At 48.3% G+C, this 20,367-nt stretch carries 22 protein-coding genes; all 22 read left to right on the top strand.

What is annotated here, in order from left to right:
* The first annotated feature begins 9 nt into the window (after window positions 1-9).
* Window positions 10-945, top strand: coding sequence for a homoserine O-acetyltransferase MetA (gene metA / locus DXA57_RS11630; protein ID WP_117767544.1), 936 nt, complete (start codon window positions 10-12; stop codon window positions 943-945).
* A 329-nt stretch (window positions 946-1,274) separates the two neighbouring features.
* Window positions 1,275-2,213, top strand: coding sequence for a carbamate kinase (arcC, locus tag DXA57_RS11625; RefSeq protein WP_117767543.1), 939 nt, complete (start codon window positions 1,275-1,277; stop codon window positions 2,211-2,213).
* A gap of 993 nt (window positions 2,214-3,206) precedes the next feature.
* On the top strand, window positions 3,207-4,148 hold the full coding sequence (gene spoIIIAA, locus DXA57_RS11620) for a stage III sporulation protein AA (protein ID WP_117767542.1): 942 nt from the start codon (window positions 3,207-3,209) through the stop codon (window positions 4,146-4,148).
* Window positions 4,142-4,657: a stage III sporulation protein AB gene (locus DXA57_RS11615; protein WP_117767541.1), complete on the top strand. Its 516-nt coding sequence runs from the start codon at window positions 4,142-4,144 to the stop codon at window positions 4,655-4,657. Before spoIIIAA ends, DXA57_RS11615 begins: the two co-directional genes overlap by 7 nt.
* 14 nt (window positions 4,658-4,671) lie before the next feature.
* Window positions 4,672-4,866, top strand: a complete 195-nt coding sequence (gene spoIIIAC / locus DXA57_RS11610) for a stage III sporulation protein AC (protein ID WP_117767540.1) — start codon at window positions 4,672-4,674, stop codon at window positions 4,864-4,866.
* 14 nt (window positions 4,867-4,880) lie between these two features.
* A complete protein-coding gene (locus DXA57_RS11605) occupies window positions 4,881-5,273 on the top strand; it encodes a stage III sporulation AC/AD family protein (RefSeq protein ID WP_117767539.1) in 393 nt (130 codons plus the stop codon).
* Window positions 5,270-6,412 (top strand): stage III sporulation protein AE, encoded by a 1,143-nt coding sequence (locus tag DXA57_RS11600; RefSeq protein ID WP_117767538.1) that lies wholly within the window; start codon window positions 5,270-5,272, stop codon window positions 6,410-6,412. Before DXA57_RS11605 ends, DXA57_RS11600 begins: the two co-directional genes overlap by 4 nt.
* Before the next feature lie 12 nt (window positions 6,413-6,424).
* Window positions 6,425-6,934 carry a stage III sporulation protein AF gene (locus tag DXA57_RS11595; protein ID WP_117767537.1) on the top strand — a complete coding sequence of 170 codons (510 nt, stop codon included), beginning with the start codon at window positions 6,425-6,427 and terminating at the stop codon, window positions 6,932-6,934.
* On the top strand, window positions 6,931-7,482 hold the full coding sequence (locus DXA57_RS11590; protein ID WP_117767536.1) for a stage III sporulation protein AG: 552 nt from the start codon (window positions 6,931-6,933) through the stop codon (window positions 7,480-7,482). Before DXA57_RS11595 ends, DXA57_RS11590 begins: the two co-directional genes overlap by 4 nt.
* Window positions 7,483-7,495: 13 nt before the next feature.
* Entirely contained in the window at window positions 7,496-8,167 is a 672-nt protein-coding gene (locus tag DXA57_RS11585) for a SpoIIIAH-like family protein (RefSeq protein ID WP_117767535.1), read from the top strand.
* Between the two features lie 127 nt (window positions 8,168-8,294).
* Window positions 8,295-9,884, top strand: a complete 1,590-nt coding sequence (locus DXA57_RS11580; RefSeq protein WP_117767534.1) for a peptide chain release factor 3 — start codon at window positions 8,295-8,297, stop codon at window positions 9,882-9,884.
* Between the two features lie 87 nt (window positions 9,885-9,971).
* The gene (locus DXA57_RS11575) at window positions 9,972-10,355 is read left to right on the top strand and encodes an Asp23/Gls24 family envelope stress response protein (protein ID WP_117767533.1); all 384 of its coding nucleotides are present in this window, start codon (window positions 9,972-9,974) and stop codon (window positions 10,353-10,355) included.
* A gap of 89 nt (window positions 10,356-10,444) precedes the next feature.
* Window positions 10,445-10,852: a transcription antitermination factor NusB gene (gene nusB / locus DXA57_RS11570; protein ID WP_199612724.1), complete on the top strand. Its 408-nt coding sequence runs from the start codon at window positions 10,445-10,447 to the stop codon at window positions 10,850-10,852.
* Entirely contained in the window at window positions 10,849-12,063 is a 1,215-nt protein-coding gene (xseA, locus tag DXA57_RS11565; RefSeq protein ID WP_278309148.1) for an exodeoxyribonuclease VII large subunit, read from the top strand. The genes nusB and xseA overlap by 4 nt, the downstream gene beginning before the upstream one ends.
* A complete protein-coding gene (gene xseB, locus DXA57_RS11560) occupies window positions 12,064-12,276 on the top strand; it encodes an exodeoxyribonuclease VII small subunit (protein WP_117767532.1) in 213 nt (70 codons plus the stop codon).
* Complete coding sequence (locus DXA57_RS11555; RefSeq protein WP_117767531.1) at window positions 12,266-13,153, top strand: polyprenyl synthetase family protein; 888 nt, start codon at window positions 12,266-12,268, stop codon at window positions 13,151-13,153. Before xseB ends, DXA57_RS11555 begins: the two co-directional genes overlap by 11 nt.
* A gap of 36 nt (window positions 13,154-13,189) precedes the next feature.
* Window positions 13,190-15,067 carry a 1-deoxy-D-xylulose-5-phosphate synthase gene (dxs, locus tag DXA57_RS11550; protein WP_117767530.1) on the top strand — a complete coding sequence of 626 codons (1,878 nt, stop codon included), beginning with the start codon at window positions 13,190-13,192 and terminating at the stop codon, window positions 15,065-15,067.
* 21 nt (window positions 15,068-15,088) lie between these two features.
* On the top strand, window positions 15,089-15,898 hold the full coding sequence (locus tag DXA57_RS11545) for a TlyA family RNA methyltransferase (RefSeq protein WP_117767529.1): 810 nt from the start codon (window positions 15,089-15,091) through the stop codon (window positions 15,896-15,898).
* A 5-nt stretch (window positions 15,899-15,903) separates the two neighbouring features.
* Window positions 15,904-16,764 carry an NAD(+)/NADH kinase gene (locus DXA57_RS11540; protein WP_117767528.1) on the top strand — a complete coding sequence of 287 codons (861 nt, stop codon included), beginning with the start codon at window positions 15,904-15,906 and terminating at the stop codon, window positions 16,762-16,764.
* Window positions 16,765-16,776: 12 nt separating this feature from the next.
* Window positions 16,777-17,238, top strand: a complete 462-nt coding sequence (gene argR / locus DXA57_RS11535) for an arginine repressor (protein WP_117767527.1) — start codon at window positions 16,777-16,779, stop codon at window positions 17,236-17,238.
* A 2-nt stretch (window positions 17,239-17,240) separates the two neighbouring features.
* On the top strand, window positions 17,241-18,917 hold the full coding sequence (gene recN / locus DXA57_RS11530; protein ID WP_117767526.1) for a DNA repair protein RecN: 1,677 nt from the start codon (window positions 17,241-17,243) through the stop codon (window positions 18,915-18,917).
* A 78-nt stretch (window positions 18,918-18,995) separates the two neighbouring features.
* Window positions 18,996-20,213 carry a SpoIVB peptidase gene (spoIVB, locus tag DXA57_RS11525; protein ID WP_117767525.1) on the top strand — a complete coding sequence of 406 codons (1,218 nt, stop codon included), beginning with the start codon at window positions 18,996-18,998 and terminating at the stop codon, window positions 20,211-20,213.
* Window positions 20,214-20,367 lie beyond the last annotated feature (154 nt).

The following is a 20,367-nucleotide window of genomic DNA, read 5'->3' as shown; positions in this document are numbered from 1 at the left end:
TGAAAAAATATGCCGATTAAAACACAAAGTGATCTGCCCGCAAAAGAGATCCTGGAGCGGGAAAATATATTCGTTATGGAGGAAGGCAGGGCCATTCATCAGGACATTCGTCCGATCCAGATTGCGATCCTGAACCTTATGCCGTTAAAAGAGGATACAGAACTTCAGCTTCTCCGTTCTCTTTCCAATACGCCACTGCAGGTGGATGTGACATTTGTGCGTGTCAGCAGCCATGAAGCAAAGAATACGTCAACCAGCCATCTGAACAAATTTTATGTCACCTTTGACGACATCAAAAAGCATTATTATGACGGTCTGATCATCACCGGAGCTCCGGTGGAACAGATGGAATTTGAAGAAGTCGATTACTGGGATGAACTGGTGAAGATCATGGACTGGAGCAGGACGCATGTGACGTCCACTTTGCATCTGTGCTGGGGAGCACAGGCGGGGATTTACCATCACTTCGGATTGAAAAAACGGATGCTGAAGGAAAAAATGTTCGGCCTTTTCTGGCACCGGGTATCCAATCGGAAGATCCCTCTGGTCAGAGGGTTTGATGATCTTTTCCTTGCACCGCATTCCCGCCATACAGAGGTGTCCTCTGAGGATATTCATAACTGCGAAAAACTGATGGTACTGGCAGAATCAGATGAGGCGGGCGTCTTTCTCTGTATGACGCTGGACGGGCGTCAGATCTTTGTTATGGGGCATCCGGAATATGACAGAGTGACGCTGGATACGGAATACTGGAGAGACAGGAACAAAGGGCTTTCCATCGAGATTCCGAAAAATTATTATAAGAATGATGATCCGAATAACCGGCCGGCGCTTATGTGGCGCTCCCATGCCAATAACCTTTATACCAACTGGCTGAACTATTATGTATATCAGGTGACTCCCTATGATCTGGACGGGACTCCTGATTTTCAGGGAAAACAGTAAATTTTGCAGTGTTTTGGAGATAACTCCGGACAATTACGAAAATTTCGCTTGCAGGTGTCTGTGACATCTAGTATACTTAAAAAAAGGGTAACTGTTCAGAGCCCACCTCCAAAGGGCTTTGCATTTCGTCGGTGTGGCGTATCCGCCAAATAGATTTCAATGAAAAAGTGTTCATTCATGCAAGCATGATTCACACTTTTTCACAGAAATCTGCTTGGCTCTGAACAGTTGCAAAAAAGGTTTTATTTCCGCTACCATTCAGTTACTCTCGTGAGAGGAGGACTGAATGGATCAGGATAAAGAATACGACAGATTGTGAGGGATCTTGTATGAAGAAAAGAATCGTGGTGGCATTAGGCCACAAAGCACTGGGGACAACATTGCCGGAGCAGAAGAAAGCAGTCAAGCGTTCTGCGGAAGTTCTGGCAGATATCGTGGAAGAAGGCTACCAGCTGGCAGTTTGCCACAGCAATGCGCCGCAGGTAGGCATGATCCATACAGCCATGAATGAATTTGGAAAAAAACATCCGGATTATACAGAAGCGCCGATGTCTGTCTGCTCAGCCATGAGCCAGGGTTATATCGGATATGACCTTCAGAATGCTGTTCAGACAGCTCTTCTGAAAAAAGGCATTTATAAAGGTGCCTGCACGGTTCTTACACAGGTGACCGTAGATCCGTATGATGAGGCTTTTTATCATCCCATCAAAGTCATCGGCCGTTACATGACTGCTGAGGAAGCAGATGCAGAAGAGAAGAAAGGAAACTACTGCATCGAGGAAGCCGGAAAAGGTTTTCGCCGTATTGTAGCTGCTCCGAAACCCAAGGATATTGTTGAGATCCAGGCAATCCGGGCTCTTCTGGATGCAGATCAGGTAGTTATCGCAGCAGGCGGTGGCGGAATCCCTGTTCTGAAGCAGGGCATGGAGCTGAAAGGCGCCAGTGCCATCATCGAGAAAGATTACGCCAGCGGCCGTCTTGCCGAGATGGTAGATGCGGATATCCTTCTGATCCTCACCAAAGACGAAAACCTGTGGTTGAACTATGAGACAGAAAAAGCAAGAGCTCTTCACGAAGTTACCGTAGAAGAAGTGAAAAAACTGATCGCTGACAATGAATTCCCGAAAGCATCCAAACTGCCGAAAGTACAGGCAGCTGTAGACTTCATCGAAGAGAAAAAAGGCAGCGGACGCAAAGCGATCATCACCGATCTTGCTCATGCCCTGGACGCACTGGCAGGAAAAACAGGAACGATCATTACAGAGTAAAAAAGCAAAAGACATACATCACATCAGACTGTGATATAAGATCAAATCAGCGGCTGTACTGCATACAGAATGACAAACCATATGGTAAGAAATTCTGTATGCAATACAGCTGCTTTTCTATAAGTCTGTCTTCGGATCCGTAGGGCATGATAGCAATTCATTTTTGTCTTTCGCACTTTGCCAAATCGCCCTGACTTTAACTTCAATCTCAATTTCCGCCCAAAAGTGTTTGTCTCATGTAAGCAGGACTCACATTTTAACAGAAAATCTCTCTGATTCCGAATAGTTACATTTATGAAACACTGTACCAGTCAGACGTACGCCCCCTATGTTTAAAAGCGGGCCCAGAAGGGGGAGTGCGAGGGGGACGGCGGGCTCGCTGACTCGGAGCTGTCCCCCTCGTATCCTCAAAAGTGTTTTCCACCGCTTTCCCCAAAAGCGAACAATCAAAATTTCGAAAATATTCACACAATTCAATAGAAAGAAAAACAAGTTCAAAAAACTAAATTTTATTTCAAAAAACCACTTGACAAATCAAAAGATATACACTATAATGATGTCAACAACAAAAAAAGAGAAAAGAAAACAAAAAACTCACAACCTCAAAAGAGGAGGCGATTCCAGTGGGAAGCAAAGGAATCACATCATTCAGAACCTAATCCACTATTCAATCTCTAGTGAATGAGAAGGCGAATAGATCGATACAGGAATACAAAAGAAAGGAAGGTACGGACCACCGAAGGATTAATTTTTCATCCCTGAATCAAATAAATCGTTCAGATGGATGACAGGACAAAAGAATAGGTTAGAAAAAGAGGTATAGTCCAATGGAAACGTTTCATTAGAAGGGGATATGATCAGAATCAGTCATCATATCCCCTTTCTTTTTGTGTTTTTTCTCTTTCAGAAATGCTGGGAGTTTTATTTTTGAAAAAATCCGGAATGAAAAAGCGGACAGCTTCATATATACCTATAAGAGTGTGGAGGTAGGATATGAACAGAGAAGAACTGATGGATCTGTTCTCTGAAAGAATCAGGGAACTTCTGGTACGTTTGCCGGTGAATTATGAAGAAGTGCAGGAGATCCGGCTGCGGGCGGAAAAACCGCTGCTGATCCGGTATGGGACCGGAGAATACTTTGTGACCGAGGAAGGAACGCTTTCCAAAGAGGAATCGAAAGGCTTTCTGGTAGACAAAAAAGAACTGATGGAGACGATGGAGTACATTGCCAATTATTCCCTGTATGCCTATGAAGAAGAGTTGAAACAAGGGTATCTCACAGTCAGGGGCGGTCATCGGATCGGTGTGGCGGGAAAGATCATCATGGATGGAAACCGGATATCCAGCGTCCGCTATATTTCGTTTCTGAATGTCCGGCTTTCTCATGAAAGAAAAGGCTGCGCAGATCCGATCATGCCTTATGTTTTTGAAAATGGGGAACTTTGTCATTGCATGATCATTTCTCCGCCGGGCTGCGGGAAGACCACTCTTTTAAGGGATCTTGTCCGCCAGGTATCCAACGGCAGTACCTGGTGTGAAGGACAGACCGTAGGGGTCGTGGATGAACGTTCTGAGATTGGAGGTTCTTATCTTGGAGTTCCGCAGAATGATCTGGGGATCCGTACCGATGTATTGGACTGTTGTCCAAAAGCTGCAGGAATGATGATGCTGATTCGTTCCATGTCGCCAAGAGTCATTGCCGTGGATGAGATTGGTGATTATGAAGATATTCGTGCCATTGAAGCAGTTTTGAACTGCGGCTGCCGGATCCTGGCCACTGTCCATGGGAATTCCATTGAGGATATTGAAAAAAAGCCGCTTCTGAAACGGTTTCTCACAGAAAAAATCTTTCAGCGTTATGTGATTCTGGGAAGCCGGGAGGCTGTCGGGAGTCTGAAAGGCATTTTTGATGAACGGGGGACTCGCCTATGCTGAAGGCAGCTGGTCTCTTTCTTCTGTTTTCTGCCTGCCTGTCTTTTGGTTTTGGAAAAAGTCATGCGCTGAAAAAGAGGCTGGAATTTCTGCGGGAGCTCAAAAAAGCGCTGCTCCTGCTCTCCGGAGAGATCCGCTGTGCAAAAACGCCGCTTCCGGATGCATTCCGCAAGATCGGTGGAAAGCTAAGAGAACCTCTGCGGTTTTTTTTTCAGTCTGTTGCAAAGGAACTGGAAGGGGAAGGAAGAAAACTGCCGGAAATCGTTTTTCAGGATCAGCTGGGCTGCCTTGGTGAAAGTGCATGGAACCGGGAAGACCGGGCGTTTCTTCTGGAACTCGGAAAACAACTGGGGTGTCCGGATCTTTCTGTTCAGCTTCAGACACTGGAGCTTTTTGAAGAAGGTCTGAGGGAACTCATAAAAAAAGCATCGGAAGACTGCCGGGAAAAGGCGAAGATCTATCGATATCTCGGAGCTCTTTCCGGTCTTTTTCTGGTGGTCCTTCTGTTGTAGAGGAGGTGCGGACCGTGAGCGTCAACCTGATTTTTAAAATCGCAGCGGTGGGGATCCTGGTGTCCGTACTCACTCAGGTTCTGAAGCACAGCGGAAGAGAGGAAGAAGCCTTTCTGACGAGTCTTGCCGGACTTTTGCTGGTGCTTTTCTGGGTCATTCCTTATATCAATGAACTGTTTGTCAGTGTAAAGGAACTCTTTTCTCTTTAAGGAGGCGCGTGAGGATGACAAAAGTGGCGGTTCTTGGTCTGACGGGCGTATTGCTTGGGCTTCTGATGAAAGAGGCAAATCCTTCGTTTTCTGTTTTTGTCAGTCTGACGGCCTGCATCCTGATTTTTTTCTGCGCAGTGAACCGGCTGGGCTTTCTTGCAGACCGGATGCAGGAGATCCGGCAGGCAGTTCCGGTGGATGAAGCCTGTCTGAAAATCCTGATGAAAATGCTCGGTGTTACTTATCTGGCAGATTTCACAGCAAATCTCTGCCGGGATGCAGGGTATTCTGCCATTGCGGGACAGGTGGAGTTCTTTGGAAAGCTTTCTCTGCTCACGTTAAGCCTGCCGGTACTTGCGGCATTGATGGAAACGGTTAGCCAGATGCTTTTACAGGGGGGCTCATGAAGTGGGTCCGGATGCTGGCGTTCTGCCTGTTCTTCTGCTTTTTGCTGAAAGAAACAGCTTTTGCAGGGGAAACGGAAAAAGCAGGGCTGCTTTCAGAAATGGAGAAGGAACTTCTTTCAGAACTCAAACTGGACGAGCTCGACGAAACGTTGAAGACCTATCAGGAAAAGACCGGACTGAATTTTTCTGAAACAGTAAAGATGCTTATAAAGGGAGAACTTCCATGGTCAGGAGAGACTGTAAAAACACTGATCTTCCATGCTTTTTTCGAGGAGATCGCTGATCAGAAAAAACATGCGGCGGCAATCCTTCTTCTTCTTGCAGGAGCGGCGGTCTTTTCGGGGGCTGCCGGCATCTTTGAAAAAAATCAGGTTTCAGAGGTCAGTTTTTACATGATCTATCTGCTTTTGCTCTCTTTTCTGGTACAGGCATTTTCAGAAATGAGCCGGGTGGCAGAAACGGCACTGGAGGAGCTTCTTATCTTTATGAAGCTTTTGATGCCTTCCTGTCTTCTGGCTTCTGTTCTGGCAGGAAAAAGCGCCGGAGGAACGGCTTTTTGCGAATTGATCCTTGGGACGCTGACGGTTTTGCAGTGGCTGGTAAAAACATTTCTTTTGCCGGGAGTGCAGTTTTATTTTCTCCTGACACTTCTGGATCATATGTTTGACGAAGCCTATCTTTCTAAAATGGCGGGACTCATCAAAAGTTTTGTGGAATGGACATTGAAGACGCTGACCGGAACTGTGGCAGGGCTGCAGGTCTTTCAAAGTCTGATCCTTCCGGCTGTGGATGCTCTGAAAAACACAGTGATCCAAAAATCAGGAGGGAGTATTCCGGTAGTGGGAGGTCTTTTTGATCAGGTAACGGAAATGGTTCTGGGAGCGGCCCTGCTGATCCGTAATGGTGTGGGAGTGGCGGGACTCCTGGTCCTGGTGATCCTTTGTCTGACACCATTGGTAAAACTTCTGGCAGGGGGCTGCCTTTACAGAATCCTGTCTGCAATAACACAGCCAGTGGCGGATAAACGACTGACAGAATGTGTGGACGGGTTGGGGCAGAGTGTCCTTTTGCTGCTGAAAATATTCCTTTTTACCGGGATCCTGTTTTTTCTTTCTCTGGCACTGGCTCTGGCTGCATAGGGAGGAGTGGTTATGACGGAGATTTTATCCTGCCTGCAAAGTTTTCTTTGCTTTTTGTGTTTTTTTCAGGTTTTTCTTCAGCTGGCACCCAAAGAAAATGACAGGAAATATCTGAAGTTATTTGGAAACCTGGTGCTGGTCCTTCTGGTGCTGCGGCCGGTAACAGCTGTTTTTGGAAAAGCGGATTCTCTGGATCAGATTTTGAAACTGGAATCTTTTCGCAACGAATACAGCGAACTTCAGATGCATATGGAAGGACTGGAGGAACTGAAAAATACGGTGGTAGAGAAAAATTTTCACCGGGAGGTGGAAGAACAGCTTGGGAAAATCCCGGAAGCACTTGGCCTGTCTGTGCTTTCGCTTACGGTTTCTTATGATGACACGGGAGCACCGGAAAGCGTGGAACTGACACTTCTGGGTTCCTCAAAAAAGGATCGGGAAAAAGTACAGGAAGAGCTGGCAAGGATCTGTGGGCTGTCGGAAGAAAACGTGCGGATCACGGAAAAGGAGGCGGAGCAGTGAAGGAGCAGCTGGAAAAATGGAAAGAACTGCTGAAAAACAGCGGAAAGAACCGCTGGGTTGTTTTTCTTCTGGCAGGTCTCCTTCTGCTGGTGATCTCCATTCCGAATGGAGGAGAACAAAAACTTCCGGCAGCCCAGGCAGAAGTGGCAGATGAAAAAACACTTGATCAGGCAGAAACACTGGCTGCAGGGCTGGAACGGGTTTTAAGCCGCGTGCATGGCGTAGGGAAAACAAAGGTCCTGGTGACTTTAAAATCCGATGGAAAACGTCTGGTGGAAAAGGACAGTTCTGCCAGGAACAGTTCTTCAAAAGAGAACAGCGGGAATACGGATGCGGAAAATACACAGGAAGAGAACACGGTATATGAAAAAAATGGCTCCGGTCAGGAAATTCCTTATGTTTCCGAGGTCCTGGAGCCGGAAGTGGCAGGGGTTCTGGTGGTGGCAGAGGGAGGAGGTGATCCGGTGACAGTCCGCGAGATCACGGAAGCAGTTCAGGCATTATTTGGCATTGAAGTGCATAAAATCAAAGTAATGAAGATGGATTAAGGAGGAACATTCTTTGAAACGTCGCCTGAAAAAGAATCAAGTAGTAGTTACCGCACTGGCAGTCATGGTTGCCGTGGCAGGATATCTGAATTACTCCGGAATGGAGTTTGGAAAGGAAACAGCTGCCCTTGGAAAAGGACAGGAGGAAACGGCAGAAGCCGGAACGGTGAACACTTCGCTCATTGATATTCCAAGTCTGGACGAAGATGTGAGCAGCGTGGAAGAGACAGGAGAGATCAGCGTCGCCTCTGACGGGGCAGAAGCGGAAAACGGAGCAGGGGAAGAAAACACGGATACGCCGGGAGAAGCCGTACTTACCAGTGTAACTGCAGGGAGCACCTTTGCTGCGGAAGCAAAGCTTACAAGAGAACAGGTCAGAGCCAAGAACAAAGAAACGCTTCTGGAGGTCATCAACAACGACAGCATTTCCACGGATCAGAAGCAGTATGCGGTAGACAGTATGAATGCCATGGTGGATGCGGCAGAAAGAGAGGCTTCAGCAGAACTCCTTCTGGATTCCAAGGGTTTTCTGGATGCAGTGGTCAGTATTTCTGACGGAACCGCAGATGTTGTCATCAACCAGGCCGAGATCAGTGAGGCAGAGCGGGCACAGATCGAGGACATTGTCAAGCGTAAAACGAACATTTCCGGTGAAAATATCATCATCACTCCGAGACTCTCCTGAGGAAAGAAAGAATCCCGTTGACAGAGCTCTTTTTCGTTGGTAAAATAGCGAAGGTATAAAAATAAGAAGATGAACGAAAACAGATAGAGGCAGCCTTGGCAAGGCTGCCTGTTTGGAGGAAAAAGCTTTGGCTGATAAAACAAATGAAATTCTAAAAAGGCGTACCTTTGCCATTATTTCCCACCCGGATGCAGGAAAGACCACACTGACAGAGAAATTCCTGCTTTACGGAGGTGCGATCAATCTGGCAGGTTCTGTAAAAGGAAAAGCAACTGCCCGTCATGCGGTTTCCGACTGGATGGAGATCGAGAAGGAGAGAGGTATCTCTGTTACTTCTTCTGTACTGCAGTTTAATTATGACGATTATTGCATCAATATTCTGGATACACCGGGACATCAGGACTTCTCTGAAGATACTTACCGGACGTTGATGGCGGCAGATTCCGCAGTGATGGTCATCGATGCTTCCAAGGGTGTAGAGGCGCAGACAAGAAAGCTTTTCAAGGTCTGTGTGATGCGCCACATCCCTATTTTTACTTTTATCAATAAACTGGACCGGGATGCCAATGATACCTTTGATCTGCTGGATGAGATTGAAAAGGAGCTGGGGATCGCAACCTGTCCGATCAACTGGCCGATCGGTTCCGGTAAACATTTCAAAGGTGTCTATGAGCGTGGAAGCAAGGAGATCACCGTCTTCTCAGATACGGAAAAAGGTACCAAAGAAGGTGAAATGCGTGAAATCCCTCTGGATTCTCCGGAGCTGGATGAGATCCTGGACTATGGACAGAAGGATAAACTGATGGAAGAGATCGAGCTTCTGGATGGTGCCAGCGCAGAGTTCGATCAGGAGCTGGTAGACAAAGGAGAGCTGACTCCAGTCTTCTTCGGTTCTGCCCTGACCAACTTTGGTGTGGAAATCTTCCTGAAGCATTTCCTGAATATGACGACCTCACCGCTTCCGAGAAAGGCAGATGTCGGTCTGATCGAGCCGACCAAAGAGGATTTTTCCGCTTTTGTGTTTAAGATCCAGGCAAACATGAACAAGGCACACAGAGACCGTATTGCTTTCATGCGGATCTGTTCCGGCGAGTTTGATGCCAATATGGAGGTTTATCATGTGCAGGGTGACCGGAAGATGCGCCTTTCCCAGCCACAGCAGATGATGGCTCAGGAACGTCATGTGGTGGACAAGGCTTATGCCGGCGATATCATCGGTGTGTTTGATCCGGGCGTTTTCTCTATTGGAGATACGATCTGTATACCCGGAAAGAAATTTGCTTTTGAAGGGATCCCTACCTTCGCACCGGAGCATTTTGCCCGTGTCCGTCAGGTGGATACCATGAAGAGAAAACAGTTCGTAAAAGGGATCAACCAGATCGCCCAGGAAGGTGCGATCCAGATCTTCCAGGAGTTCCATACCGGTATGGAGGAGATCATTGTGGGCGTTGTCGGTGTCCTGCAGTTTGAGGTGCTGAAATACCGTCTGAAAAATGAGTATAATGTAGATATCATTCTGGAGAATCTGCCTTACGAACATATCCGCTGGATCGAAAACGAGGAGATCGATCTGGATAAACTGGTTGGAACCTCTGACATGAAGAAGGTAACGGATCTTAAGGGAAAACCGTTGCTGCTCTGGGTGAACCCATGGAGTGTCGGCATGACTCTGGATCGGAACCCGGGACTGAAGCTTACCGAATTCGGCCGCTCTTAAAGTAGATTTCCCTTTGCAAAACGGGTAAAGTCTGTTATAATGGAAAAGAAGATTTTCGCATTACAGAGCCGTAAGGAGGATTGGAGCATGAAAGAGGAAAATCAGAACAGTTATACGATTCAGTCTGACGAGGCCATCGGACAGGTTCAGATTGCGGATGAGGTAGTTGCGATCATTGCAGGTCTCGCTGCCACAGAGGTGGAAGGCGTTGCCAGCATGGCTGGAAATATTACAAACGAACTGGTCAGCAAGCTTGGGATGAAGAAGCTTTCCAAGGGGATCAAAGTCAGTGTAGAGAATGGCGAAGTGGCTGTAGAAGTAGCGATCAATATCGATTATGGTTACAGCGTTCCCAAGACCAGCCGTATGGTTCAGGAAAAAGTGAAAGCATCCATTGAGAACATGACAGGGCTTACCGTTTCTGACGTGAATGTGACGATTGCAAGTGTCTGCATGGAGAAGCACGATTGACCAGGAGAGCGGAAAACTCCCTGAATGAGGAGGGATGCCCCAGGCGGGCATCCCTTTTCGGCTATAAAAACATCTGAGAGGAAAAAAGAATGACAAGACGAGAACTGAGAGAAGAAATTTTTAAACTTCTGTTCATGGTGGAATTTTACAGTAAAGACGAAATGAAAGAGCAGGTAAAATCCTACTTCGAAGATTTCCCGGAGAAGGAGATCAGTGAAAAGGACCATGCCTATATTGAAGAAAAATATGAGAATATCTGCGCTGTGCTTCCGGAGATCGATGAGAAGATCGCCAGTGCTGCAAAGGGCTGGAAGCTGGAGCGTATCGGTAAATCCGATCTCTCGATCCTTCGCCTTGGTGTATATGAGATGTTCTATGATGAAGATATTCCCGTTGGAGTAGCGATCAATGAGGCCGTGGAGCTTGCCAAGAGCTTCGGTGAGAACGAGAGTTCCTCCTTTATCAACGGAATCCTCGGAAAACTGGCCCGGCAGTGAAAACACAACGGAATGTTTACAGCGTCGGCCAGGTAAACACGTATATCAAAAATATGTTCACTCAGGATTTCCTTTTGCAGAGGATCTATGTCCGTGGAGAGGTTTCCAACTGTAAATACCATCCCTCCGGTCATATTTACTTTTCTCTGAAGGATGAGACCGGTACCATGCCCTGTGTGATGTTTTCCGGCTCCAGAAAAGGTCTGCGTTTTCAGATGGAAAACGGGCAGTCGGTGACGGTCCTCGGAAGCATCAGTGTCTATGAAAGGGATGGGCGTTATCAGCTCTATGCTTCAGAGATCATCCGCGAGGGGGCAGGGCTTCTCTATGAAAGGTTCGAGCAGCTGAAGGAGGAACTTTCCGAAATGGGGATGTTTGATCCGTCCTATAAAAAGCCCATACCGGCCTTTGTGAAGACACTTGGTATCGTGACTGCATCCACAGGAGCGGCGATCCGTGATATCATGAATATCTCCAGACGGAGAAATCCTTTCGTTCAGCTGGTGCTCTACCCGGCCCTGGTCCAGGGCGAGGGAGCTGCAGACAGCATCGCAAAAGGGATCGAGGTGCTGGACCGGTACGGTGTGGATGTGATCATCGTCGGCCGCGGCGGCGGTTCCATGGAAGATCTTTGGGCGTTCAATGAGGAAAAGGTGGCCAGGGCTATTTTTGCCTGTGAGACTCCTGTGATCTCTGCGGTGGGTCATGAGACCGATACGACGATCTCAGATTTTGTGGCGGATCTGCGGGCTCCGACACCTTCAGCAGCCGCTGAACTGGCGGTGGCAGATCTTGGCAGTATCCTTCAGAGTCTGCGGGGGTTTGAGGAACGGCTGGACCGGCTCATGGAGCACAGGCTTCAGGAAAAAAGAGAAAAGCTTGAGACGTTTTCCTGGAAACTGGAACGTTTAAGTCCCAGACAGCAGCTTTTGGAAAAGCAGCAGCGGCTGGCGGATCTGGAGGAACTGTTCAGAAAGCAGATGGAAGGAAAGCTCCAGGAGGAAAGGCAGAGGCTTGCTCTTCTGATCGAGCGCCTGTCCGGTGCTTCTCCGTTGAAAAAACTGAACCAGGGTTATGCATATGTGGCCGGGGAGGACGGAAAACGTCTGACAAAAGCAGGCAGTGCAAGGATCGGAGAGCGGCTGACGTTATATTTTGCAGACGGCAGGCTTTCCGCCAGGGTGGAAGAAAAGGAGCAAGAGGAACGATAAATGGCAGAGCAGAAAGAACAGACACTGGAAGAGATTTTCAAGGAGATGGAAGGCCTTCTGGAAGCCCTGGAAAGCCGTGAGATCTCACTTGAGGATTCCTTTGAAAAATATAAAGAAGGCATGGAGCTTTTAAAAGCTGCAGGCGAGAAGATCGACACGGTGGAGAAGGCCATGCTGGTACTGAATGATCAGGGAGAAGCAGATGAATTTTGAGGATGAACTGAAACAGAAAGTACAGGAAACAGAAAAAACAGTTTATGGATTTTTACCTCGGGAAGAAGGCTTTCAGAAGACGATCCTTGAGGCAATGAATTACAGTATGCAGGCCGGTGGAAAAAGGCTCCGTCCGCTTCTGATGGCAGAAACCTACCGGATGTTCGGCGGAACCGGAGAGGTGATCTGGCCTTTTATGGCGGCTATGGAGATGATCCATACCCATTCTCTGATCCACGACGATCTGCCGGCACTCGACAATGATGAGTACCGGCGGGGGAAAAAGACGACTCATGTGGTATATGGGGAGGCCATGGCGATCCTTGCAGGAGACGCTCTTTTAAATTATGCTTATGAAACGGCAGCCCGGGCTTTTTCCATCGAACCGGGAAATGAGCGGATCGGAAAAGCATTTCAGATCCTGACCGGAAAAACGGGAATTTATGGAATGTTGGGCGGTCAGTGTGTGGATGTGGAATATGAAGGGAAGACTCTGGAAAGAGAGAGACTGGATTTTATCTACCGTTTAAAGACCAGTGCGCTGATCGAGGCCTCTATGATGATCGGAGCAGTCCTTGCCGGGGCTTCCGATGAAAAGACCGCTCTTCTTGAGAGAGTAGCAGGCAAGGTAGGACTGGCTTTCCAGATCCAGGATGACATTCTGGATGTGGTGAGTACTACGGAAATGCTGGGAAAGCCTGTGGGAAGCGATAAAGAAAACAACAAAACGACTTATGTGACTCTGGAAGGAATTGAAAAAGCAGGGGAAGATGTAAAACGGCTGTCTGATGAGGCGGTCGGAGAGCTTGATACGCTGGAAGAAAAAAATCCGTTTCTTATGGAGCTTCTGAAAAGTCTGATCAACCGGAAAAAATAAGAACGGTGAAAATACAGTACAGAGGGTGAAAAACAGATGTATTTGGAAAAAATCAGTCAGGCAGGTGACATCAAAAAGCTGAATGGAGAAGAACTGGCAGCTCTGGCACAAGAGATCAGGGAGTTTCTGATCGAAAAGATCAGTAATACCGGCGGTCATCTGGCTTCTAATCTCGGGGTTGTGGAACTTACCATGGCTCTTCACCTGGTTTTTGATCTTCCGGAGGATAAGATCGTCTGGGATGTTGGTCATCAGGCGTATACGCATAAGCTGCTCACCGGCCGGAGGGAAGGGTTTGATACTCTGAGGAAATACGGCGGTATGAGCGGTTTCCCCAAGCGGAAAGAGAGTGACTGTGATGCCTTTGATACAGGCCACAGTTCCACTTCGATCTCAGCTGGTCTGGGCCTTGTACGGGCGCGGGAGATCCTGGGGGGAGATAATTATGTGATCTCTGTCATCGGAGATGGTTCCCTTACCGGCGGAATGGCCTATGAGGCGATGAACAATGCAGCCCGCCTGAAAAGCAATTTTATCATTGTCCTGAATGACAATAATATGTCTATTTCCGAAAATGTGGGAGGCATGTCAAACTATCTGGGGAGTCTCCGTACAGCGGACGGCTATCTGAATCTGAAAACAGCGGTCACGGATTCTCTGAACCGTGTGCCGGTCTACGGCGAAAAGCTTGTGAGCCGGATCCGCCGGACCAAGAATGGCCTCAAGCAGCTTTTTATTCCAGGTATGCTTTTTGAAAACATGGGTCTTACGTATCTGGGACCTGTGGACGGACATGATCTCCATCAGGTGATGAGGGCTCTGGAAGAGGCCAAAAAGGTGGAAGGGGCAGTGCTCCTTCATGTATTTACAAAGAAGGGCAAAGGCTATGCTCCGGCAGAACGCCATCCGGCGCGCTTCCATGGGGCAGAACCCTTTGAGATTGCCACGGGTCTTCCGAAAAACAAACGCGTAAAAGCAAACTGGACGGACGTTTTTTCCACGATCATGCGGAAGATGGGAGAGCGGGATCCCAAGGTGGTGGCTGTGACAGCCGCTATGGAGGTCGGAACCGGCCTCAAACGCTTCCATAACAACTTCCCGGATCGCTTTTTTGATGTGGGGATCGCAGAGGAACATGCAGTAACCTTTGCTGCCGGCCTTGCGGCTGCCGGTCTGAAGCCGGTGGTGGCCATTTATTCCTCTTTCCTTCAGCGGGCCTATGATCAGATCCTGCATGATGTCTGTATCCAGAACATGCATGTGGTCTTTGCCATTGACCGGGCAGGACTTGTGGGAAGCGACGGAGAGACGCATCAGGGAATTTTTGATCTGTCGTTCTTATCGACGATCCCGAATCTGTGTATTATGGCACCGAAGAATAAATGGGAACTTTCGGATATGATGAAATTTGCGGTGAACTATGATGGTCCCATTGCCATCCGTTATCCGAGAGGCGAAGCTTACGACGGGCTTCAGGAATTCCGTGCTCCCATTGTTTACGGAAAAAGCGAAGTGATCTACGACGAGGAAGACATTGTCCTTCTGGCGGTAGGAAGCATGGTGAAAACTGCAGAAACGGTGCGCCATGAACTGCGGGAAAGAGGTTTTTCCTGTACACTGGTCAATGCCAGGTTTGTAAAGCCTGTTGATAAAGACCTGATCCTGACACTTTCCAGGGATCACAGGCTTTTTGTGACCATGGAGGAAAATGTAAAATGCGGCGGTTTCGGAGAACATGTTCTGGATTATTTAAATGAGATCGGAAGCGAGGCTTCGGTACTGAACATTTCTCTGCCGGATGATTATATTGAACATGGAAATGTAGAGGTCCTGAAGGAAGAAACCGGTATCAGTGCCTCGATTATTCTGAAGAAAGTAATGGCGGCAGCCCTGGGACAGAACCCGGAGAGATGAGCGCCGGGGAAGGAAAAAGAAATGAAAGAACGTTTGGATGTGCTGCTGGTGCAGCAGGGCTATGCTTCATCAAGAGAGAAAGCGAAGGCCATTATCATGGCCGGTCAGGTCTATGTGGACGGGCAGAAGGAAGACAAAGCCGGAAGTATGTTTAAGGAGGAGGCAAAGATCGAGGTCCGGGGAAATACTCTGAAATATGTCAGCCGCGGCGGTCTGAAGCTGGAGAAAGCCATGAGCCATTTTGCCGTGACTCTGGAAGGGAAGGTTTGTATGGATGTAGGCGCTTCCACGGGCGGTTTTACAGACTGCATGCTTCAGAACGGGGCAGTGAAGGTGTACTCTGTGGATGTGGGTCATGGGCAGCTGGACTGGAAACTCCGGAATGATCCGAGAGTCGTCTGCATGGAGAAGACCAATATCCGTTATGTGACACCGGAGGATATTCAGGAGCCGGTGGCATTCTCTTCCATCGATGTGTCCTTTATTTCTCTTACAAAAGTGCTCCTCCCTGTAAGAAATCTTCTGACAGAAGACGGAGAGGTTGTCTGCCTGATCAAACCGCAGTTTGAAGCTGGCAGGGAAAAAGTAGGAAAAAAAGGAGTCGTCCGTGATAAAGCGGTTCATGAGGAAGTGATCCGCATGGTCATTGATTATGCCGGAAGCATTGCTTTTGAAGTGAAGAATCTGGAATTTTCTCCGATCAAGGGGCCGGAAGGAAACATTGAATATCTTTTGCATATCCAAAAACAGCCGGAAGGCTTTGTTCAGACAGAACTGCCGGTGGATGTGCATGCAGTGGTAGAGGAAGCGCACAAGACGCTGGACCGGTAAAAAATATGGACAGTTTTTATATCATAACCAATAAAGACAAGGATCCGGGATTTCAGACTACCCGTTTCGTAAAAGAGTATCTGGAAAAGCGGGGAAAAAAGTGCACGATCCGGGAAAACATGGTGGAAAGCGGTGGAAATTATAAATATACCGATGCCGCCGGTATTCCGGATGATGTGGACTGCGTACTGGTACTGGGCGGGGACGGAACGCTCCTGCAGGCTTCGCGAGATCTGACCGAGAGGGATCTCCCTCTTCTTGGGATCAACATGGGAACGCTCGGATATCTGGCTGAGGTGGATCGCAAGGGCATTGAACCGGCTCTGGAACGGCTTCTTGCAGGAGAATACCAGATCGTGAGCCGGATGATGATTTCCGGTGAGGTCTATCATCAGGGAAAAAAAGTCATGGAGGATCTGGCACTCAATGATATCGTGATCGGCCGGTATGGCAGGCTTCGGATCATTGATTTTAAAATCTATGTGAACGGAGAATATTTAAACCGTTACAGTGCGGATGCCATGGTGATCTCTACACCGACCGGCTCCACGGGTTACAGTCTGTCAGCCGGCGGACCGATCGTCTCACCGGAAGCATCCATGCTTCTTATGACACCGGTTGCACCGCATACACTGAATACCCGCAGTATCATTCTGCCGGATGACGCAGAGATCACAGTGGAAATGCTTCCGGGACACAGCCGAAGCGGTGATGATGCCGAAGTGACGTTTGATGGAGATACATCCGTACGGCTGACCTGCACGGATAAGGTTGTGATCCGAAAGGCAGTGAAAAAGACGCGGCTGATTAAAATCAACCAGATCAGCTTTTTGGAGGTCCTTCGGACCAAAATGAATGGACAGTAGGAGGTGCCGGCAATGAAAATTGCAAGACATGCAAAAATTATTGATCTCATCAGCAGAAACGATGTGGAAACACAGGAAGAGCTGGCAGATCTTCTGAACGGCGAAGGTTTCCGTGTGACTCAGGCCACTGTATCGAGAGATATCCGGGAACTGAAGCTGACCAAGATCTCCCTGAATGACGGAAGGCAGAAATATGCAGTCATGCAGGCTTCCGGGGAAAATATGAACGAAAAATATCTGAGGATCCTGAAAGACGGTTTCCTGTCCATGGATATGGCCCAGAACCTTCTGGTGGTAAAGACGGTATCCGGAATGGCCATGGCTGTGGCGGCATCTATCGATGCCATGCAATGGCCGGAAGTAGCCGGATGCATTGCGGGGGATGACACCATTATGTGCGCCAACCGGAGCGTAGATGATACACTGATCGTTATGGAGAAGATCCGTAAGATCGTAGGAGAGCCGAACAACTAATTATGCTTTTAAACATTCATGTAAAAAATATGGCCCTCATTGATGAGGCTGATATTGATCTGACCGAGGGCCTTAATATCCTTACCGGAGAGACCGGTGCGGGAAAATCCATCATCATCGGTTCCGTCAATGTAGCACTTGGACTGGCGGGCTTTAAAGGCTTTGCCAGAGAAGATGCCGCTTTTGCCCTGGCGGAGCTTGTCTTTTCCGTAGACAATGAGAAGCAGAGAAAAGCACTGGAAAAGCTGGATCTTTCGTTGGAGGACGACCAGATCATCATCAGCCGGCGTCTGGTGAACGGTCGCAGTGTCAGCAAGGTAAACGGGGAAACGGTGCCGGTATCTCTGGTCCGTCAGGTTTCTGAAATTCTGATCGATATCCATGGACAGCATGAGCATCAGGCACTGCTCCATCAGAAAAATCATCTGGCAATTCTGGATGCTTTTGCAGGAGAAGTGCTTTCGGGACCGGCAGGAGAAGTAAGAACGCTTTACCGGGAGTATGATGCGCTTGATAAAAAATTAAAAGAAACCGATCTTTCTGAAACAGCAAGAGCCAAGGAGATGGATTTCCTGGCTTTTGAAGTGGGAGAGATCGAAGATGCAGCGGTGAAGCCGGGAGAGGATGAAGCCCTGGAGCAGGCCTACCGCCGGCAGGTAAACAGCCAGAGGATCATGGAGGGTGTCACAGAAGCGGAAACCCTCACAGGTTCTGATTTTGGCGGGGCAGCAGAACTGGTATCCAGAGCTTATCGAAGCCTTTCCACTGCTTCCGCTTATGATGAAAAACTGGAAAGCATTACCGCAGAGCTTGCAGATATTGATAATCTTCTGAATGATTTTCACCGGGAACTGAAAGACTATCAGGAGAGCATTTCTTTTGATGCGGAAAGTTTTCAGCAGACGGAAGACCGCCTGAATCTTTTGAACCACCTGAAAGCAAAATATGGCGGCAGTATTGACAAAGTTCTTTCTTACAAAAAAGAGAAAGAAGAGCGGCTGGAAGAGCTCGCTCATTATGAAGCTTACCGGCAGCGGCTGAAAAAAGAACTGGAACAGAAGAAAACGGAGCTTTTGAAGGCTTGCGGTAAAGTGAGCGAGATCCGGAAACAAGCGGCGGAGCTTCTTGCCGGAAAGATCACGGCTGTTCTTCAGGATCTGAATTTCCTGGATGTGCAGTTTTCCATTGATTTCCAGGAAACGGCGCCGGGACCGGAAGGCTTTGATGAGATCTGTTTTCTGATCTCCATGAATCCCGGGCAGCCTCTGCAGCCGTTGCAGAAGGTGGCTTCCGGCGGAGAGCTTTCCCGTGTCATGCTGGCGATCAAAACGGTCCTGGCAGATAAAGATGCTGTTGGAACTATGATCTTTGATGAGATCGATGTGGGTATCAGCGGACGGACGGCACAAAAGGTGTCAGAGAAAATGGCAGTGATCGCCAGAAGCCGTCAGGTGATCTGTATCACACATCTGGCTCAGATCGCCTCCATGGCAGATACGCATTTCTGCATTGAGAAAAAGCTTGTCGGGCAGGAAGCCAAAACCTTTATCCGCAGACTTTCGGATGAGGAAAGCATTGAGGAACTGGCAAGGATCCTTGGCGGAGCGGAGATCACGAAGACCGTTCGTCAGAGCGCCCGGGAAATGAAAGAATTGGCAGTTTGTACAAAAAAATACTAGTGTGGATGGAGCAGATTTTCACATACTAAAAAGGGATGTACCATAAGGTGCATCCTTTTTACATGAAAGGATGTGAAAATGATGAAAAGATGCAGGGGAAGATTTTCTTTTTATTTCTTTCTGGTGTTTTTTGCAGGAATCCTTGTTCTTTCCTTTGGCCTTATTTCCGGAAGGATACCGGACCATTATCTGATCTGTGAGGGTGAGAGTGCCAGGGATCTGATCCGCCTTCCTTTGGTGGAGGAAGAACTTCTGGAGGCGGACAGCCAGCTTTCCTCCAATATTCCTTCCGGAAAAGTGAAAATACGCTGCAGTCTTCTCGGGATGATCCCCTTAAAAAATGTGGAAGTGACCGTGGTGCCGGAGACCAGGGTGTATGCCGGCGGAATGCCGGTTGGTATTTATATGAAGACCAGAGGGATCCTGGTGGTGGGGACGGGGAGCGTGGAAAAAAACGACGGCAGTTTTTCTGACCCGGCGGAAAATATCCTGCGGTCCGGAGATTACATTGTGGCGGTCAATGGTACTGCGGTAATGCGAAAAGAAGAGCTGGTACAAGAAGTGAAGGAGTCTGACGGAGCGCCGGTGGTCCTGAAGGTAGACAGAGACGGGAGTCTGACAGAGCTTCTGGTACAGCCGGTACTGGATAAGGAAGAAAGCTATAAGCTGGGACTCTGGGTGCGGGATGATACACAGGGGATCGGAACGTTAACCTATATGGATGAAAATGGAAGGTACGGTGCGCTCGGCCATGGGATCAGCGATGTGGATACGGGGACTCTCCTGAATTTAAGCGGCGGAAGTCTTTACCATACGGATATCCTTTCCGTAGTCAAAGGACTCAGGGGAACACCGGGGGAAATGACAGGAGTGATCCGTTATCAGTCCTCCGAGATCCTGGGAACCATTGAAAAAAATACTTCATCAGGGATCTTTGGACGGATCACAGAAAACAGGGGGCTTTTCTGTCAGGGAGAACTGGTGGAAACAGCCTACAAGCAGGCTGTGGAAACCGGTCCGGCTGTCCTCCTGTCTGCTGTTGGAGGTATGGTAAAAGCTTACTCCATCCAGATCGAAAAAGTGAACCTGGCAGGCTCTGATCCCAACAAAAGTATGGTGATCTCTGTCTCTGATCCGGAGCTTCTTGCGATCACCGGCGGTATCATTCAGGGCATGAGCGGTTCTCCGATCCTTCAGAACGGGAAGCTGATCGGTGCGCTGACCCATGTGTTTGTCAATGATCCGACAAAAGGATATGGGATTTTCATCGAGAATATGATCGGTGTCGAATCCTGACGAGAAAGGGAGATAACTTCTGGTTGCGATTTTCAGAGGGCCTTATTATAATATTTTTGTGGCTATTTGAACGCAGAATAAGCATTCCCCCGCTGATAATCGCGAAGAGACTGCATTCACGACCAGGTGGCGAAAGCGGATCGCGAATGTCCGC

It is taken from the genome of Blautia sp. OF03-15BH, from assembly GCF_003463065.1.
Classification (GTDB): Bacteria; Bacillota; Clostridia; order Lachnospirales; family Lachnospiraceae; genus Limivivens.
Note: the sequence above shows the minus strand (reverse complement) of the source record. Positions and strands in the feature narration are given on the sequence as shown.

What these genes read in the sequence shown, in the direction of transcription:
- xseB (WP_117767532.1), top strand. Translation starts at nt 12,064, where the DNA reads ATGGCAGAGCAGAAAGAACAGACACTGGAAGAGATTTTCAAGGAGATG.
- nusB (WP_199612724.1), top strand. Translation starts at nt 10,445, where the DNA reads ATGACAAGACGAGAACTGAGAGAAGAAATTTTTAAACTTCTGTTCATG.
- DXA57_RS11595 (WP_117767537.1), top strand. Translation starts at nt 6,425, where the DNA reads ATGACGGAGATTTTATCCTGCCTGCAAAGTTTTCTTTGCTTTTTGTGT.
- arcC (WP_117767543.1), top strand. Translation starts at nt 1,275, where the DNA reads ATGAAGAAAAGAATCGTGGTGGCATTAGGCCACAAAGCACTGGGGACA.
- DXA57_RS11575 (WP_117767533.1), top strand. Translation starts at nt 9,972, where the DNA reads ATGAAAGAGGAAAATCAGAACAGTTATACGATTCAGTCTGACGAGGCC.
- metA (WP_117767544.1), top strand. Translation starts at nt 10, where the DNA reads ATGCCGATTAAAACACAAAGTGATCTGCCCGCAAAAGAGATCCTGGAG.
- DXA57_RS11600 (WP_117767538.1), top strand. Translation starts at nt 5,270, where the DNA reads ATGAAGTGGGTCCGGATGCTGGCGTTCTGCCTGTTCTTCTGCTTTTTG.
- spoIIIAA (WP_117767542.1), top strand. Translation starts at nt 3,207, where the DNA reads ATGAACAGAGAAGAACTGATGGATCTGTTCTCTGAAAGAATCAGGGAA.
- DXA57_RS11545 (WP_117767529.1), top strand. Translation starts at nt 15,089, where the DNA reads ATGAAAGAACGTTTGGATGTGCTGCTGGTGCAGCAGGGCTATGCTTCA.
- argR (WP_117767527.1), top strand. Translation starts at nt 16,777, where the DNA reads ATGAAAATTGCAAGACATGCAAAAATTATTGATCTCATCAGCAGAAAC.
- spoIVB (WP_117767525.1), top strand. Translation starts at nt 18,996, where the DNA reads ATGATGAAAAGATGCAGGGGAAGATTTTCTTTTTATTTCTTTCTGGTG.
- DXA57_RS11615 (WP_117767541.1), top strand. Translation starts at nt 4,142, where the DNA reads ATGCTGAAGGCAGCTGGTCTCTTTCTTCTGTTTTCTGCCTGCCTGTCT.
- recN (WP_117767526.1), top strand. Translation starts at nt 17,241, where the DNA reads ATGCTTTTAAACATTCATGTAAAAAATATGGCCCTCATTGATGAGGCT.
- DXA57_RS11540 (WP_117767528.1), top strand. Translation starts at nt 15,904, where the DNA reads ATGGACAGTTTTTATATCATAACCAATAAAGACAAGGATCCGGGATTT.
- DXA57_RS11605 (WP_117767539.1), top strand. Translation starts at nt 4,881, where the DNA reads ATGACAAAAGTGGCGGTTCTTGGTCTGACGGGCGTATTGCTTGGGCTT.
- dxs (WP_117767530.1), top strand. Translation starts at nt 13,190, where the DNA reads ATGTATTTGGAAAAAATCAGTCAGGCAGGTGACATCAAAAAGCTGAAT.
- DXA57_RS11555 (WP_117767531.1), top strand. Translation starts at nt 12,266, where the DNA reads ATGAATTTTGAGGATGAACTGAAACAGAAAGTACAGGAAACAGAAAAA.